The organism is Bradyrhizobium sp. 6(2017) (genome assembly GCF_011058295.2).
GTDB lineage: Bacteria > Pseudomonadota > Alphaproteobacteria > Rhizobiales > Xanthobacteraceae > Bradyrhizobium > Bradyrhizobium septentrionale.
Map to the genome: position 1 here is coordinate 7,405,533 of NZ_CP049289.2, position 16,328 is coordinate 7,421,860.

The 16,328-nt window shown below is 64.5% G+C and carries 11 protein-coding genes and 1 pseudogene; 8 read left to right on the forward strand and 4 right to left on the reverse strand.

What is annotated here, in order from left to right; translation table 11 throughout:
• Positions 1-157: 157 nt before the first annotated feature.
• From G6P99_RS35265 to G6P99_RS35275, 3 genes are all read right to left on the reverse strand, one after another.
• Positions 158-1,702, reverse strand: a complete 1,545-nt coding sequence (locus tag G6P99_RS35265) for a SpoVR family protein (RefSeq protein ID WP_029079059.1) — start codon at positions 1,700-1,702, stop codon at positions 158-160.
• Entirely contained in the window at positions 1,702-2,973 is a 1,272-nt protein-coding gene (locus G6P99_RS35270; RefSeq protein WP_029079060.1) for a YeaH/YhbH family protein, read from the reverse strand. The genes G6P99_RS35265 and G6P99_RS35270 overlap by 1 nt, the downstream gene beginning before the upstream one ends.
• Positions 2,974-3,085: 112 nt before the next feature.
• The gene (locus G6P99_RS35275; protein ID WP_028342433.1) at positions 3,086-5,029 is read right to left on the reverse strand and encodes a PrkA family serine protein kinase; all 1,944 of its coding nucleotides are present in this window, start codon (positions 5,027-5,029) and stop codon (positions 3,086-3,088) included.
• 506 nt (positions 5,030-5,535) lie between these two features.
• Between G6P99_RS35275 and G6P99_RS35280 the strand changes: the two genes are divergently transcribed.
• The 8 genes and pseudogenes from G6P99_RS35280 (at position 5,536) to G6P99_RS35315 (ending at position 14,482) form a co-directional block, all read left to right on the forward strand.
• Positions 5,536-6,162, forward strand: coding sequence for a hypothetical protein (locus G6P99_RS35280; RefSeq protein ID WP_035976373.1), 627 nt, complete (start codon positions 5,536-5,538; stop codon positions 6,160-6,162).
• Between the two features lie 68 nt (positions 6,163-6,230).
• Positions 6,231-6,676 (forward strand): annotated as a pseudogene (locus tag G6P99_RS35285) (DsrE family protein).
• 238 nt (positions 6,677-6,914) lie between these two features.
• On the forward strand, positions 6,915-9,761 hold the full coding sequence (locus G6P99_RS35290) for a bifunctional transaldolase/phosoglucose isomerase (protein WP_165125246.1): 2,847 nt from the start codon (positions 6,915-6,917) through the stop codon (positions 9,759-9,761).
• A gap of 11 nt (positions 9,762-9,772) precedes the next feature.
• Positions 9,773-10,756 (forward strand): phosphogluconate dehydrogenase (NAD(+)-dependent, decarboxylating), encoded by a 984-nt coding sequence (gene gnd, locus G6P99_RS35295; protein ID WP_029079063.1) that lies wholly within the window; start codon positions 9,773-9,775, stop codon positions 10,754-10,756.
• Between the two features lie 144 nt (positions 10,757-10,900).
• Positions 10,901-12,394: a glucose-6-phosphate dehydrogenase gene (gene zwf / locus G6P99_RS35300; RefSeq protein ID WP_245284550.1), complete on the forward strand. Its 1,494-nt coding sequence runs from the start codon at positions 10,901-10,903 to the stop codon at positions 12,392-12,394.
• A gap of 2 nt (positions 12,395-12,396) precedes the next feature.
• The gene (gene pgl, locus G6P99_RS35305) at positions 12,397-13,149 is read left to right on the forward strand and encodes a 6-phosphogluconolactonase (protein WP_029079065.1); all 753 of its coding nucleotides are present in this window, start codon (positions 12,397-12,399) and stop codon (positions 13,147-13,149) included.
• A 41-nt stretch (positions 13,150-13,190) separates the two neighbouring features.
• On the forward strand, positions 13,191-13,679 hold the full coding sequence (locus G6P99_RS35310) for a gluconokinase (protein WP_156928426.1): 489 nt from the start codon (positions 13,191-13,193) through the stop codon (positions 13,677-13,679).
• Positions 13,676-14,482, forward strand: coding sequence for an HAD family hydrolase (locus G6P99_RS35315; protein ID WP_165125249.1), 807 nt, complete (start codon positions 13,676-13,678; stop codon positions 14,480-14,482). Before G6P99_RS35310 ends, G6P99_RS35315 begins: the two co-directional genes overlap by 4 nt.
• Positions 14,483-14,503: 21 nt before the next feature.
• Here the strand turns inward: G6P99_RS35315 and G6P99_RS35320 are convergent, their stop codons facing one another.
• Entirely contained in the window at positions 14,504-16,312 is a 1,809-nt protein-coding gene (locus G6P99_RS35320) for a glycoside hydrolase family 15 protein (protein ID WP_029079068.1), read from the reverse strand.
• Positions 16,313-16,328 lie beyond the last annotated feature (16 nt).

The following is a 16,328-nucleotide window of genomic DNA, read 5'->3' on the forward strand; positions in this document are numbered from 1 at the left end:
GCGATCACGTTCGCGCGCGGAACGCTCGCGCTTTCAACTCCGGAATGTTGCCGGGATGTTCATGATGTGAGCCCTCGATAGAAATGAAGGTTCACCAAGCAAGACAGGCATTCCGCGCGGCGGTCGGCGCCGCGCTATCCGTTCGCTCGTGTTGTCCTCAAGCCGCGACCGCAGCCGCGCGCGGGCTGACGACGTATTCCTTCAGCACCTTGTCGGTGCCGTCGACTTCGGTCAGCGCGACGTCGTAGGACCAGAGATCGGCGAGATGCTGCAGCACGCGCCGCGTGTCGGTCTCGTTGAGCTGCGCGCCCTTCACGGTTGAGTGACGCAGCATCAGACGGCGGTCACCGTCGAGATCGACATCCACGACCTCGATATTGGCGTCGACAAAGCCGACGTCGTATTGCCGCGCCAGCTCGCGCCTGACCCGGCGGTAGCCACGCTCGTCATGGATCGCATCGACCTTGATCCCCTGGCTTTCCGCGGGGTCGTCGTGCAAATGGAACATGCGGAAGCGCCGGATCAGCGCCGGGCTGAGGAACTGGCTGATGAAGCTTTCGTCGCGGTAGTTGCTCCAGATCTCGCGCAGCACGCCCTCGACGTCACCCTTGCCGGCGATGTCGGGGAACCATTCGCGGTCCTCGTCCTCCGGCGTCTTCACGATCCGCTCGATGTCCTGCATCATGGCGAAGCCGAGCGCATAGGGATTGAAGCCGGAATAGCGGCGGTCGTCGAACTCGGGCTGGAACACCACATTGGTGTGCGACTGCAGGAATTCAAGGAAATTGCCGTCGGTGAGCCGGCCCTGCTGATGCAGCCGGCTCATGATGCGGTAATGGACGTAGGTCGCGGTGCCCTCGTTCATCACCTTGGTCTGGCCCTGCGGATAGAAGTACTGCGCGATGTGGCGCACGATGCGAATGAGCTCGCGCTGCCAGGGTGCGAGACGCGGCGCGGTCTTCTCGAGGAAGTAGAGGATGTTCTCCTGCGGCAAACCGAGCAGCGCGTGGCGGCGCTCGGCGGTGAGCGCGGCCTTGCTCTTGGCCTTGGTGTTCGGCACCGTCCGCCACAAATCGTTGAACACGCTTTCCTCGTGCTGCCGGCGCTCGCCGGCGCGCTTCTCCTCGGCCCGCAGGTCGAGCGTCTTCTTGCCGGGATAGCGGTCGACGCCATGCGACATCAGCGCATGCGCGGCATCGATCGTCCGCTCCACCGTCTCGCGGCCATGGCGGTCCTCGCAGACCGCGATGTAGCCCTTGGCGAATTCGAGATAGTCGAGGATGCCGTCGGCGTCGGTCCACTGCTTGAACAGATAGTTGTTCTTGAAGAAGTGATTGTGCCCGAACGCCGCGTGCGCGATCACCAGCGTCTGCATCGTCGCCGTGTTCTCCTCCATCAGATAGGAGATGCACGGCGAGGAATTGATCACGATCTCATAGGCGAGGCCCATCAGGCCCTTGCGATAGGAGGCTTCCTGGAAGGCGAACTGCTTGCCGAACGACCAGTGCTTGTAGAACAACGGCATGCCGACCGAGGAATAGGCGTCGAGCATCTGCTCGGCGGTGATCACCTCGATCTGGTTGGGATAGACGTCGAGCCCGAGTTCGGTGCGCGCGACTTTCTCGCAAGCGTCGTGAATCCGCTGCAGCGTCTGGAAATCCCAGTCGGCGCCCTCGAACAGCCGTTCGCCGGAAGAACCCATTACGCTACCCTTTCCTGCTTGCTGCGGCGCTTGAACAGGTCCTGGAACACCGGGAAGATCTCGCCGCGCTCGCTCACCTTGCGCATCGACAGCGGGGCGCCCTCGTTGCGGAGCCGCTCATAGAGCGTCCAGAGCGAGGAGTCGGGCATGTCGAAGGTGTAGTTGGCGGCTTCGCCGACCTCGAGATAGGCGAAGAACTGGCAGACCGGCAGGATCTTGTCGGTCAGGAGATGGCCGGTCAGCCCGCTGTCCGACGTCATGTTGTCGCCGTCGGAGGCCTGGGCGGCGTAGATGTTCCAGTCGGCCGGCCGGAAGCGGGTGCGGACGATGTCGTTCATCGCAACCAGCGCGCTGGACACCAGCGTGCCGCCGGACGCCGGCCCATGAAAGAACGTATCCTCGTCGACCTCCTCGGCGCGGTCGGTGTGGCGGATGAACACGATCTCGACGTGCTTGTAGCGCCGCTTCAGGAACACGTAGAGCAGCATGTAGAACCGCTTTGCCAGGTCCTTCATGTGCTCGGACATCGAGCCGGAGACGTCCATCAGGCAGAACATCACGGCCTGCGCCACCGGCTTCGGCACCGTCTCGAAGCGGCGGTAGCGGATGTCGATCGGATCGATGAACGGAATGCGCTTGACCTTGGCCTTCAGCGCTTCGAGCTGCGCCACCAGCTCACGGCGCCGCGTCTCGTCATCGCATTCCGCAAGCTCGGCCTCGAGCGCCTCGAGCTCGTCCTTGCGCGGCCGGCGCAGCGCCACACGTCGCGCCAGCGCCCGACTCACCGTGCGGCTGATCGAGATGTTGGCGGGCGAGCCCGATGTCGCATAACCCGCGCGCCGGAGGCCCTCGCTCTCGGTTTCCGCGAGCTTGCGCTTTTCAAGGTCGGGCAATTCGAGGTCGTCGAGGAAAAGGTCGACGAACTCCTCGCGGCTGAGCACGAAGCGGAAGGCGTCCTCGCTGTCGCCCTCGCCGGCGCCGGAGCCCTTGGCACCGCTCTGGTTCGGGCGCTGCAGCCAGTCGCCCTCGACGAACTTCTTGTTGCCGGGCAGCACCATGTCGCGCGTGCCGCCCTCGCGCCGGAACCGCGGCTCGTCCATGCCGTCCAGCGGGATCGTCACCTCGCCGCCCTCCAGGACATCCTTGATGTCCCGGTCCTGCGACGACTTCTTGACAGCCCCCTGCACCAGCGCCTTGGCGCGCCGCAGGAAACGCTGACGGTTCTCCAGGCTCTTGCTACCCGGATTCAGCCGCCGATCGACGATATGCATGACCACTTTGCATCTGCCTCGCGCCGGATGCGATCATCACCAGTCGCATCGCATTCTTATTGGACGGGACGGAACGGAACGGAGAGCCGGTGCCGGCTCTCCGGATCGTGCACTAGCCGGCCTGCTTGACCCGCATGTACCACTCGACGAGCCTGCGGACCTGGCGCTCGGTATAGCCGCGCTCCACCATCCGCTCGACGAACTCGCCGTGCTTCTTCTCGGTCTCGCCATCCTTCTTCGATCCGAACGAGATCACCGGAAGCAGATCCTCGACCTGCGAGAATATCCGCTTCTCGATCACGTCGCGAACCTTTTCGTACGAGGTCCAGCTCGGGTTCTTGCCATTGTTGTGCGCCCGCGAGCGCAGCGAGAACTTGACGACCTCGTTGCGGAAGTCCTTCGGGTTGGCGATGCCGGCCGGCTTCTCGATCTTGGTCAACTCCTGGTTCAGGAGCTCGCGGTTCATCAGCTGGCCGGTGTCGGGATCCTTGAAGTCCTGATCCTCGATCCAGGCGTCGGCGTAGTCGACGTAACGGTCGAACAGGTTCTGGCCGTAGTCGGCATAGGATTCCAGATAGGCCTTCTGGATCTCGTTGCCGATGAACTCGGCGTAGCGCGGCGCGAGATCGGCCTTGATGAATTCGAGATAGCGCTTCTCGGTCTCGTCAGGCAGCTGCTCGCGGCGGATCGCCTGCTCCAGCACATACATCAGGTGCACCGCATCGGCGCCGACTTCGGTGGTATCATGGTTGAAGGTCGAGGCCAGCACCTTGAAGGCAAAGCGGGTGGAGACGCCGTCCATGCCCTCGTCGACGCCGGCCGCGTCCTTGTACTCCTGCACGCTGCGCGCCTTCGGATCGGATTCCTTGAGGCTCTCGCCGTCATAGACCCGCATCTTGCCGAACAGCGTCGAGTTCTCGTGCTTGCGCAGCCGCGACATCACCGAGAAGCGCGCCATCGTCTCCAGCGTCGCCGGAGCGCATGGCGCGGCGGCAAGCTCGGAGCCCTGGATCAGCTTCTCGTAGATCTTCTGCTCTTCGGTCACCCGCAGGACGTACGGGACCTTGATGACGCAGATGCGGTCGATGAAGGCCTCGTTGTTCTTGTTGGTCTTGAAGCTCTGCCACTCCGCCTCGTTGGAGTGCGCGAGGATGATGCCGGTGAACGGAATCGCGCCGATGTTCTCGGTGCCGATGTAGTTGCCCTCCTGCGTCGCGGTCAGCAGCGGGTGCAGCATCTTGATCGGCGCCTTGAACATTTCGACGAACTCGAGCACGCCCTGGTTGGCGCGGTTGAGGCCGCCGGAATAGCTGTAGGCGTCGGGATCGTTCTGGGCGTAGGTCTCGAGCTTGCGGATGTCGACCTTGCCGACCAGCGAGGAGATGTCCTGGTTGTTCTCGTCACCGGGCTCGGTCTTGGCAACCGCGATCTGGCGCAGTCGAGAGGGCTGGATGCGTGCGACGCGGAATTGCGAGATGTCGCCGCCGAAGGCTTCGAGCCGCTTGTAGGCCCAGGGCGACATCAGCCCGCTCAGCCGGCGGCGCGGAATGCCGTACTTCTCCTCGATCATCGGGCCAAGCGTCTCGGGATCAAACAGCCCAAGCGGGCTCTCGAACACCGGTGACAGTTCGTCACCCGCCTTCAGCACGTAGATCGGATGAATTTCCATCAGCGCCTTGATGCGCTCGGCAAGCGATGACTTGCCGCCGCCGACCGGCCCGAGCAGATAGAGGATCTGCTTGCGCTCCTCGAGGCCCTGCGCGGCGTGGCGGAAGAAGCCAACGAGGCGCTCGATCGTGTCCTCCATGCCGTAGAAGCCGGCGAAGGCTGGATACGATCTGATCGTACGGTTCAAAAAGATACGGCCAAGGCGTGGGTCCTTGGCCGTGTCGATCATCTGAGGCTCACCGATCGCCGCTAATAACCGCTCGGCCGCATTGGCATATCGCATCGGATCGCTTCGACACGACTCCAGATACTCGGCCATCGACATGTCGGTCTGGCTTCGCGCTTCAAACGACCTTGCGAAGGCGTTGAACAAAGAATCGTTGTACATGATCCCTCTCTCCACGATATGTATCGCCGCACGACTGACACGAGTCGCAACCAGAGCATCCAAGGATCGAATCAGCGTCGGCACGCTGGGTCCATTGGACACTCGACCGACTCACTTCGGCAATGCACGGCGCGTGCAGCCTCTGCCTTATCAACAGGCAGGAAGCTTAATGGTTCATCAATATCCCCCGACGGTAGCCTGTTTTTGACGGTTGTAGCGCCTCCGCAACATCCGTGGTTTACCGGGGCCCAGGCCTCCGAGGCGGATATCCGAGCGGGGCAACTTCCCCGTCCGGCGATGAACGTTAGCCTCCCTGAAAAGGTGTGACCGTCCAGCCTTGGCGTCAAGATGCATGCCTCACAAGCTGCATGAACAATCTGTCAGACAGCGTTGAACGTGCCTCGTTGTCGCCGCGACTAAGGCAACGAGCCCGCGCAGTTCCGCGCGGCACCATTGCCGCGCCTAGATGTGACACCTTGGAGGCACGGCATATTCCCGAGACGGTCATGCAGCGGACGTTCCTTGTTGTCGCACTCGCAGCCGCGGCCTGCGCCGGCGCGGCGTTAACCGCCCAGACGCAGGAAGCCGTCGACAAGGCGACGGCGGCGGCCTTCGACAACAGGATGTTCGCCGGCCCGCCCGGCGCGAAAGCCTATGCCTGCTTCGTGCGGCGCTACGATGCAAATCATCTGGCGCAGCACCCGAAGCAGAAGGTCAGCGCGATGAAGCTTCTGGTGTCAGCCGAAGACGCGCCGGAGGACAAGACCACCAATTACGCATTCCGGCTCGGCGTCACCTACCGCCACCGCCCCGGCAATTTCGACTCCAGCGGCTGCAACCACGCGATCGCAACCGAGTCCGGCCACGAGGTACGCTTCGAATGCGACGTGGATTGTGAGGGCGGCGGCATCACCGTGGCGTTGTCGAAGGACAACAAATCCGCGATCGCGCGGCTTGGCCGCATCCTTGGCCGCATCATGGTGTGGAATCGCGACAAGCCCGACGACGACGCGCGCGAAGCGCTGTTCGCAGGCGCCGACGACAAGATCTTTCGCGTCGACCGCGCGAACTCGAGCGAATGCGCCGAACTTGTGACCGACCGCCAGGAACTCGCTGCGCTCCGCCACAAGTGATGGGCTTGCCCAAGCCGAAAACACCAAGTCGAAAACACCAAATCAACAACATCAGCGCGAGGGACGCCATGCACCGACGCAGCATTCTGTGGGGCACCCTCTCGGCGATCGGCGCCGTCTTTTGCGGCGTCACTGGCGAACGCCGCCACCGCGGCACCGCCGCAGAAGCTGAAGGTGGTCTATCACCTCGATGACCTCGACAAGGTCAATTTCGTGATCGGCAACATCCAGAACCATCTCGACGGCGTCGGCGGCCCGGACAATGTGACGATCGCGCTGGTGGTGCACGGCCAGGCGCTGAAGGCGGTTCATTCGGCCACAGCCAACCCCGACCTGGCAAAGCGTCGGGCAGTTCACGAGGTCCGGAATTGAGCTCGCCGCCTGCCGCAACACCATGAAATCACAGAACATCGGCCTGAAGGACCTGCTCGCGGGCTTCGTCGCCGCCGAGCGCGGCGGCGTGGTCCGCCTCGCCGAGCTGCAATCCCAAGGCTACCTCTACCTGCGGCCCTGACGCGCGGCCATGCGCCGCAACGCGTCATAAAAATGTGCCGAGATCAGGGTCTGCTCGGACCGCCTCCCAAGGGAACGCGAAGGGATCGAGAAGGGATCGAACTGTTGTGAATGGCGTTATCCCTTGGGAATGCCGATATTCCGCCCGGGCTCCACCTCATGTTGACAATCCGTCTCTGCCCCCGAAAGCTGCCCGGGAACCCAAAAATCGACCCTCGATCGAACGAGAACAGGCACCCATGAACCCCGTCAAAGCACTCGAAAATCACCGCCAGGCCGTCTGGCTGGACTTCCTCGCCCGCGGCTTCGTCGCCAAGGGTGACCTGAAGCGGCTGATCGAGACCGACGGCGTCAAAGGCGTGACGTCCAATCCCTCGATCTTCGAGAAGGCGATCGGCAGCTCGGACGAGTATGACGGCGCGATCGGCCAGGCCCTCAAGAAGGGCGACCGCTCGGTCGCCGACCTGTTCGAGCATCTCGCGGTCGAGGACATCCAGCACGCCGCCGACGTGCTGCGCCCGGTCTACGACAAAAGCCACGGCGGCGACGGCTTCGTCAGCCTCGAAGTGTCGCCCTATCTCGCGATGGACACCAAGGGCACGATCGCGGAGGCCGAGCGGCTCTGGAAGGACGTCCACCGCAAGAACCTGATGGTCAAGGTGCCGGCGACGCCGGAGGGATTGCCTGCGATCGAGTATCTGATCGGCGAAGGCATCAGCATCAATATCACGCTACTGTTCTCGCAGGAGGTCTACCGCCAGGTCGCGGAGGCCTATCTCAAGGGCCTGGAAAAATACGTCACCAAGGGCGGCGACCCCTCCCATATCGCAAGCGTCGCGAGTTTCTTCGTCAGCCGCATCGACTCTGCCGTCGACAAGCAGCTCGACGAGAAGATCGCGAAGGCCAACGATCCGCACGAAAAGGAGCGGCTCGCGGCGTTGAAGGGCAAGGTCGCGATCGCAAATGCGAAGCTCGCCTACCAGGACTACAAGCGCCTGTTCTCGGGCGCGCGCTGGGACAAGCTCAAGGCCAAGGGCGCCAAGCCGCAGCGGCTGTTGTGGGCGTCCACCGGCACCAAGAACAAGGACTACAGCGACGTGCTCTATGTCGAGGAGCTGATCGGCCCCGACACCGTCAACACCGTGCCGCCGGCAACGCTCGACGCGTTCCGCGATCACGGCAAGGTGCGCGACAGCCTCGAGGAGAATGTCGACGACGCCCGTCACGTGCTGGAGGAGCTGGAGAAGTCCGGCATCTCGCTCGATGCAATCACCGAGGAATTGGTCAAGGACGGCGTCAAACTGTTCGCCGATGCGGCCGACAAGCTTTACGGCGCGGTTGCCCACAAGCGCGCGACCTCGCTCGGCGGCGGCATCGACCACCAGAAGCTCGTACTCGGCGCCACGATCGAGAAGGCGGTCGAGAAGAGCGCGGAGGAATGGCGCGCCTCGGCCAAGATCCGACGGCTGTGGCAGAAGGACAAGTCGGTCTGGACCGGCGACGACGAGAACAAATGGCTGGGCTGGCTGACCAGTGCGGCCTCTGCCGATGTGGCCGACTACGAGGATTTCGCGCAGCGCGTGAAATGGCAGAACTTCACCGACGCCGTCGTGCTCGGCATGGGCGGATCGAGCCTCGGGCCGGAGGTGCTGGCGCAAACCTTCCCGCACCGCACAGGCTTCCCGCGGCTGCACGTGCTCGACTCCACCGACCCGGCGCAGGTGCGCGCGATGGAGGAGTATGTCGACATCTCCAGGACGCTATTCATCGTCTCCTCCAAATCCGGCGGCACCACCGAGCCGAACGTGATGAAGGACTATTTCTTCGATCGGGTGGCCAAGGCGATCGGCAAGGATTTGGCCGGCCATCGTTTCATCGCGGTGACCGATCCAGGCTCATCGCTGCAGAAGGTCGCGATCAAGCAGGGTTTCGCCCGTATCTTCTACGGGGATCCTGCGATCGGCGGCCGCTATTCCGTGCTGTCGCCGTTCGGCCTGGTGCCGGCGGCCGCCGCAGGCATCGACGTCCGCAGCCTGCTCGGCCATACCCTCGCCATGGTGCGCTCCTGCGGGGCCGACGTGCCGCCGCAGGAAAACCCGGGCGTGCAGCTCGGGTTTGCGATGGGCATCGCCGGGCTCGACGGCCGCGACAAGGTGACGATCTTCTCCTCGCCTGACGTCGCCGATTTCGGCGCCTGGGCCGAGCAGCTGATCGCGGAATCCACCGGCAAGGACGGCAAGGGCCTGATCCCGATCGAGGGCGAGACGATCGGTGACGCCGCGGTCTACGGCAACGACCGCTTCTTCATCGACCTGCGCACCGAGGGCGAGCACGATGCTGCCCATGAGGGAAAACTCGCCGCGCTGGAGGCCGCGGGTCATCCCGTCGTGCGCATCGTGATGAAGTCGATCGACCATATCGGCCAGGAGTTCTTCCGGTTCGAGATCGCGACCGCGGTGGCAGGCTCCATCCTCGGCATCAACCCGTTCAACCAGCCCGATGTCGAGGCCGCCAAGATCAAGACGCGCGAGCTGACGGCAGCCTTCGAGAAGACCGGATCGCTGCCGGCCGAGCAGCCGGTGGTGTCCGCCGACGGGGTCGATCTCTACACCGATGCGCAGAACGCCGAGGATCTGCGCAAGGCCGGCGCCAATGGCGACCTCAATTCCTGGATCAAGGCCCATCTCTCGCGCTCCGGCCGCGGCGACTATGTCGCGCTGCTCGCCTATATCGAGCGCGACGGCGACACCATCGACGCCATGCAGGCGATGCGGCTGAAGGTCCGCGATGCCAAGCACCTCGCTACCTGCGCCGAGTTCGGCCCGCGCTTCCTGCATTCGACCGGGCAGGCCTACAAGGGCGGCCCCGACAGCGGCGTGTTCCTGCAGGTCACGACCGACGATGCCCAGGACCTGCCGGTGCCCGGCCAGAAAGCGAGCTTCGGCGTGATCAAGGCGGCGCAGGCGCGCGGCGATTTCGACGTGCTCACCGAGCGCGGCCGGCGGGCACTGCGCGTGCATCTCAAGGGCGACCTCGCCTCCGGGCTCGCGGCGCTCGACGCCGCGATCTCGGCTGCGTTGAACTGACGGAGGCGAGGATGCAACTCGGCATGATCGGCCTCGGGCGGATGGGCGGCAACATCGTCGGCCGCCTGATGACCCAGGGCCATACCACTGTGGTCTATGACAAGGATCCCAAGGCGGTCGCGGCGCTGGTGGCGGACAATGCCACCGGCGCCTCGTCGCTGGAGGATTTCGTCCTCAAGCTGGAACCGCCGCGCACCGCCTGGGTGATGCTGCCGGCCGGCAAGATCACCGAAACCACCATCGACGCGCTCGCAAAGCTGATGCAGCCCGGCGACGTCATCATCGACGGCGGCAACACCTTCTGGCAGGACGACGTCCGCCGCGGCAAGGCGCTCAGGGAGCGCGGGCTGCACTATGTCGATGTCGGCACCAGCGGCGGCATCTGGGGCATCGAGCGCGGCTATTGCATGATGATCGGCGGCGACAAGGGCGTGGTCGATCGGCTCGACCCGATCTTCAAGACGCTGGCGCCAGGCAACGGCGACATCCCGCGCACCCCCGGCCGCGAGGGCCGTGATGCCAGGATCGAGCAGGGCTACATCCACGCCGGTCCTGTCGGCGCCGGCCATTTCGTCAAGATGATCCACAACGGCATCGAATACGGCCTGATGCAGGCCTATGCCGAAGGCTTCGACATCCTGAAGAACGCCAATATCGAGGCGTTGCCGCCGGAGCATCGGTTCGATCTCGACATCGCCGACATCGCGGAAGTCTGGCGGCGCGGCAGCGTGATCCCGTCCTGGCTGCTCGACCTCACCGCCTCGGCGCTGGCGCACAACCACACGCTCGACAATTATTCCGGCTTTGTCGAGGATTCCGGCGAAGGCCGCTGGACCGTCAATGCCGCGATCGATGAGGCGGTGCCGGCCGAGGTGCTGACGGCTGCGCTCTACACCCGCTTCCGCTCGCGCAAGGATCACACCTTCGCGGAGAAGATCCTCTCGGCGATGCGCGCAGGTTTCGGCGGCCACAAGGAGCCGCCGAAGAAGGCTTAGAGCGTTTTCGAGCGAAGCCTGTCCCGCATTTGATGCGGGATGGGCACCGGTTCGCGTGAAGAAAACGCGTCAAAACCAGAACCTGGAGCCCCCGTTCCGATTCAATCGGAACGGGGGCTCTGGAACATAACCGCGGAAGGTCACGTGCAGAAGAAACCCGATCCCTGCTCCTTCATCATCTTCGGCGCTACCGGTGATCTGACACACCGGCTGGTCGTCCCGGCGCTCTACAATCTTGCCGCAGGCAATCTGTTGCCGGACAAATTCTGCGTCGTCGGCATTGTCCGCAAGGGGATGTCGAGCGAGCAGCTGACCGACAGCCTGATGCAGGGCCTTCGCAAATTCGCCACCCGCCCGGTGGATGAGGCGATCGCGAAGCGGCTGTTCGAATGTGTCACCTCGGTCGAGGCCGATCCGCGCGATCCTGCGTCGTTCGATGCCATGAACGAACGGCTCGACAGGCTCGAGACGGCGCGCGACACCGGCGGCAACCGGCTGTTCTATCTCGCGACTCCACCGAGCGCCTTCCTGCCGATCAGCGAACAGCTCGGACGCACCGGCATGCTGGAGGAGAACGGCGCCTGGCGGCGGCTGATCATCGAGAAGCCGTTCGGCACCGATCTGGCATCGGCCAAGGCGCTGAACGCCGCGCTGCTGAAGCTGATGGACGAGCACCAGATCTACCGGATCGACCATTATCTCGGCAAGGAAACCGTCCAGAACATCCTGGTGCTGCGCTTTGCGAACGGCATGTTCGAGCCGATCTGGAATCGCAACCACATCGACCACATCCAGATCACCGTGGACGAGAAGCTCGGCGTCGGCCATCGCGGCAGCTTCTATGACGCCACCGGCGCGCTGCGCGACATGGTGCCGAACCATTTGTTCCAGCTGCTGTCGCTGGTGACGATGGAGCCGCCGGCGCGCTTCGATGCCCACGCCGTACGCTCCGAGAAGGCCGAGGTGCTGAGCGCGATCCAGACCCAGAGCGAGCAGGAGGCGCTGTCCAATTCGGTGCGCGGCCAATACCGCGCCGGCCGGATCGGCGACACCGAGATCGAGGACTATCTCAAAACACCTGACGTCAAGCCCGGCAGCTCGACCGAGACCTATGCCGCACTGAAGCTGACTATCGACAATTGGCGCTGGGCCGGCGTGCCGTTCTACCTGCGCACCGGCAAGGCGCTGACCAGCAAGCGCACCGAGATCGCGATCAAGTTCAAGCAGGCGCCGTTCGCGATGTTCCGCGATACGGCGGTCGACCGTCTGTCGCAGAATTACCTGGTCATCTCCACCGAGCCGACCGAAGGCATCGAGCTGCAGTTCAACACCAAGGTGCCGGGCCCGACCATCAATATCGACGGCGTCGAGATGAAGTTCCGCTACAAGGACTACTTCAAGGCCGAGCCGTCGACCGGCTACGAGACGCTGATCTATGACTGCATGATCGGCGACAATCTGCTGTTCCAGCGTGCCGACAGCGTCGAGGCCGGATGGCAGGCAGTGCAGCCCTTCCTCGACGCCTGGAAGAGCGCCGGCGGGCGCGGCCTGCAACCCTACAAGGCCGGCAGCGAAGGCCCGGAGGCCGCCAACGCGCTACTGACGCGCGACGGCCGCAGCTGGCGGAAGCTCGGCTGATCATGGCTACCGGCGGCGAGCGCAAGATCATCACAGTCGCCGATCCGGCGGCACTGGCGCATGCCGCCGCCGAACGGGTGATCGCGAGGCTTGCCGAGAACAGCGGCCGGATCGCGGTATGTCTCACCGGCGGCTCCAGCCCCAAGGCGCTCTACCAACTGCTGGCGACGCCGGATTATCGTGAGAGGATTCCATGGGACCGCGTCGACTGGTTCATCGGCGACGAACGCCTGGTGCCGCGCAAGGACAAGCTGCACAATATGAGCATGGCGCGCGAGGCCTTCCTCGACCGCTGTGCCCCGGCCGCCAATGTGCACCCGATCGCAACCGACACTGCCGACCTCAGGGATCCCGACGTCAGCGCGGCGCTGTATGAGAACGAGCTGATGGCGTTCTACGGCGCCGAGCAGCTCGATCCGGCGCGGCCGCTGTTCGACCTGGTGCTGATGGGCATCGGGCCCGATGGCCACACCGCCTCGCTGTTTCCCGGCTACCCTGCGGTCGAGGAAACCCGGCGCTGGGTGGTCGGCGTGCCCAAGGCCAATGTCGAGCCGTTCGTGCCGCGCGTGTCGCTGACCTTGCCCGCCCTCGCCTCCTGCCGCGAGATTCTGTTCGAGGTAGCAGGCGAAAGCAAGCGCGCGATCTTGACGCGCCTGTTCGCGGGCGAGAACCTGCCGGCAAACCGCGCGCGATCGCAGGGCGAAACCGTCTGGCTGATAGATCACGCCGCGCTGCCGGAGGATTTTCTTGGGTGACTGTCTTGGCTGACGGGCAAAACCCCTGCGCACTGGTCGTGATGGGCGTCTCCGGCTCGGGCAAGAGCACCATCGCCGATCGCCTCGCGATCAGGATCGGCTGGCGCTTCGAGGATGGCGACAGTTTTCATCCGCCAAGCAATGTCGCGAAGATGCATTCCGGCCAGCCGCTCACCGACGAGGACCGCTGGCCCTGGCTGCGCGCGATCGCCGATGAGATCGATCGCATTTGCGGCGTCCGCGAACGTGCCGTGATCGCCTGCTCCGCGCTGAAGCGCGCCTATCGCGACATCCTGCTGCATGGCCGCGACGATGTCCGCATCGTCTTTCTCGATGGCACGCAGGAGCTGATCGCGGCGCGGCTCGCCGCACGCAAGGACCATTTCATGCCGCCGGGGCTCCTCGCCAGCCAGTTCCGCACGCTGGAGCCGCCGACGCCGGATGAACGCCCGATCACGGTTGCGATCGACCGCTCGGTCGAAGCCATCATCGAAGACATTGTCAGTCAACTGAAGCTGGATCGCCCATGACCCGCATCGCCCTTGTCGTGTCCGATGTCGACGGCACGCTGCTCACCAAGACCAAGACCCTGACCGACGACGCCAGGGCGGCGGTGCGCAGGCTGCATGAGGCCGGCATCGGCTTCACCATCGTCTCCAGCCGCCCGACGATCGGGATGAGCTTCCTGGTCGCGCCGCTCGCGATCACGCAGCCGATCGGCGCCTTCAACGGCTCTTCGATCGTCGATCCGCAAATGAAGCCGCTCGAGCAGCATTTGATCCCTGCAGCGACGGCGAAAGGCTGCGTCGACCTGTTGCGCAACTATGGCGTCGACATCTGGCTGTTCACCAACGATCGCTGGCTGACGCGAAATCCCAACGGCGAGTACACCGCCCACGAGCAGCACACCATCAAGCACGATCCGACCATCGTCGACGACTTCACGCCCTATCTCGGCCAGGCCTGCAAGATCGTCGGCGCGAGTTCGGATGCCGCCCTGCTGCAGCGCTGCGAGGCGGAAATGCAGCAGATGGTCGGCAATGATGCGACCGCGGTCCGCTCGCAGACCTACTATCTCGACGTCACCCCGCCCGGTCATGACAAGGGCACCTTCGTCGAGGGCATCGCGAAACGCCTTGGCGTGTCGCTCGAGAATGTCGCCACGATCGGTGACATGCAGAACGATCTGCCGATGTTCGCGAGAAGCGGCGTCTCCTTTGCGATGGGCAATGCCAGCGATGACGTCAAGGCACGCGCCACGCATGTGACCGAAACCAACGAGCACGACGGTTTCGCCCGGGCGATGGATGTGGTGCTGACGCTGGGCCGTTAATGCGCAAAGCAAAAGCCACGATCAGGTCGACCGCTGCACCGCCGGCTTCTCGGCGGCCGCCCGGGCGTCGCTGAGATTGTGTGCGGTGTTGATCAGCGCGATATGGGTCAGCGCCTGCGGGAAATTGCCGGTCTGCCGGCCGGCGCCGCTGTCGAACTCCTCCGCCAGGAGCCCGAGATCGTTGGCGACCGCCACCACGCGGTCGAACATGGTCTGCGCCTTGTCGACATCGCCCGCCAGCACATGGGCGTCGGCGAGCCACAGGCTGCAGGCCAGGAACGCGCCCTCGATCGGCTGGATCTCATCGGAGACTTCGCGCGGATCGTGCCGCAGCACGAAGCCGTCGCGCATCAGGTGCCGCTCGACCGCCTCGATCGTGCCGCGGATGCGCGGATCGGCTGGCGGCAGAAAGCCGACCGACGGCAGCAGCAGCAGGCTGGCGTCGAGCAGCCTTGAGCCATAGCTCTCGACGAAGCTGTTGAGGCCGGGATCGAAGCCCCGTTGGCAGACATCGCGATGGATGGCCTCGCGCAGCACCTGCCATTTCAGCAGCGGCGCCTTGAAGCCGAACCGCTCGGCACTCTTGATGGCGCGGTCGAAGGCGACCCAGCACATCACCTTGGAGAACACGTAATGTCTTGGCTGGTCGCGGCGCTCCCAGATGCCGTGATCCGGCTGGTCCCAGACCTCGGCGAGATGATTGACGACGGTGCATTCCAGCGACCAGTTCTCCTCGTCGAGCTTCAGCTTGGCCATGCGGGACTGATGGAAGGCATCGATCAGCTCGCCATAGACGTCGAGCTGCAGTTGCGCATGCGCGGCGTTGCCGACGCGGACCGGCTGCGCGCCTTCATAGCCGGGCAGCCATCCGGCCTCCCATTCCAGCAGGCGCCGCTGCCCCAGGATGCCATACATGATCTGCATATTGGCGGGCGCGCCGGCCGCGGCCCGCAGCAGCCAATTGTGCCAGGCCGCGGCCTCCTCGGTGTAGCCCGAATTCATCAGCGCCAGCAGCGTGAAGGTGGCGTCGCGCAGCCAGCAGAACCGGTAGTCCCAGTTGCGCGCGCCGCCGAGCTTTTCCGGCAGTGAGGTGGTGGGCGCCGCGACGATGCCGCCGGTCGGCCTGAAGGTCAGCGCCTTCAGCGTGATCAGCGAGCGCATCACGAGGTCGCGTTGATCGCCGCCGTCATAGGTCGAGCGGCTGCACCATTCCTTCCAGTAGTCTTCGGTATCCTTCAGCGCCGCCTCGGGATCGATCGGCTGGGGCACCGGCCGATAGGACGCTCCGTAGGTCAGCACGAACGGCACGGTGTCACCCGCGCCGACCTCGAAATCGGCGATCGTGGTCAGATCCTTGCCGCGGGTTTCGACCGGCGTGCGCAACACCGTCATGTCCTGGCCACTGATCGCCAGCAGCCCCTCGCCGTCGGGGTTCTTCTTCACCCAGGGGACATCGACACCGAAGCCGAAGCGGATCACCAGCTCCATATGCATCCTGACGCGGCCGCTGATGCCGCGAACCAGACGCACCACGTCGGAGGCGTGGCCGCGCGGCGGCATGAAGTCGATCAGGTCGACCACGCCGCCTTCGGTCTCGAACCGCGTCTCCAGGATCAGCGTATCGTCCCGATAGCGGCGCGAGGTCCGCCTGATCTCCCCGGCGGGCGCCAGCAGCCAACGGCCGTTCCTCGGCGTGCCAAGCAGCGCCGCGAAGCAGGCGTCGGAATCGAATGCCGGCCAGCACAGCCAGTCGATCGACCCGTCGCGGCCGACCAGCGCCGCGGTCTCGCAGTCCCCGATCAGTCCGTAGTCTTCGATCCGAGAAGCCACGCGCCGTGCTCCGCGT

Excerpts from the sequence above, each read along its gene's own strand:
- G6P99_RS35290 (WP_165125246.1), top strand. The coding sequence starts at position 6,915 with ATGAACCCCGTCAAAGCACTCGAAAATCACCGCCAGGCCGTCTGGCTG.
- G6P99_RS35280 (WP_035976373.1), top strand. The coding sequence starts at position 5,536 with ATGCAGCGGACGTTCCTTGTTGTCGCACTCGCAGCCGCGGCCTGCGCC.
- G6P99_RS35265 (WP_029079059.1), bottom strand. The coding sequence starts at position 1,702 with ATGGGTTCTTCCGGCGAACGGCTGTTCGAGGGCGCCGACTGGGATTTC.
- G6P99_RS35315 (WP_165125249.1), top strand. The coding sequence starts at position 13,676 with ATGACCCGCATCGCCCTTGTCGTGTCCGATGTCGACGGCACGCTGCTC.
- gnd (WP_029079063.1), top strand. The coding sequence starts at position 9,773 with ATGCAACTCGGCATGATCGGCCTCGGGCGGATGGGCGGCAACATCGTC.
- G6P99_RS35275 (WP_028342433.1), bottom strand. The coding sequence starts at position 5,029 with ATGTACAACGATTCTTTGTTCAACGCCTTCGCAAGGTCGTTTGAAGCG.
- pgl (WP_029079065.1), top strand. The coding sequence starts at position 12,397 with ATGGCTACCGGCGGCGAGCGCAAGATCATCACAGTCGCCGATCCGGCG.
- G6P99_RS35270 (WP_029079060.1), bottom strand. The coding sequence starts at position 2,973 with ATGCATATCGTCGATCGGCGGCTGAATCCGGGTAGCAAGAGCCTGGAG.
- G6P99_RS35310 (WP_156928426.1), top strand. The coding sequence starts at position 13,191 with ATGGGCGTCTCCGGCTCGGGCAAGAGCACCATCGCCGATCGCCTCGCG.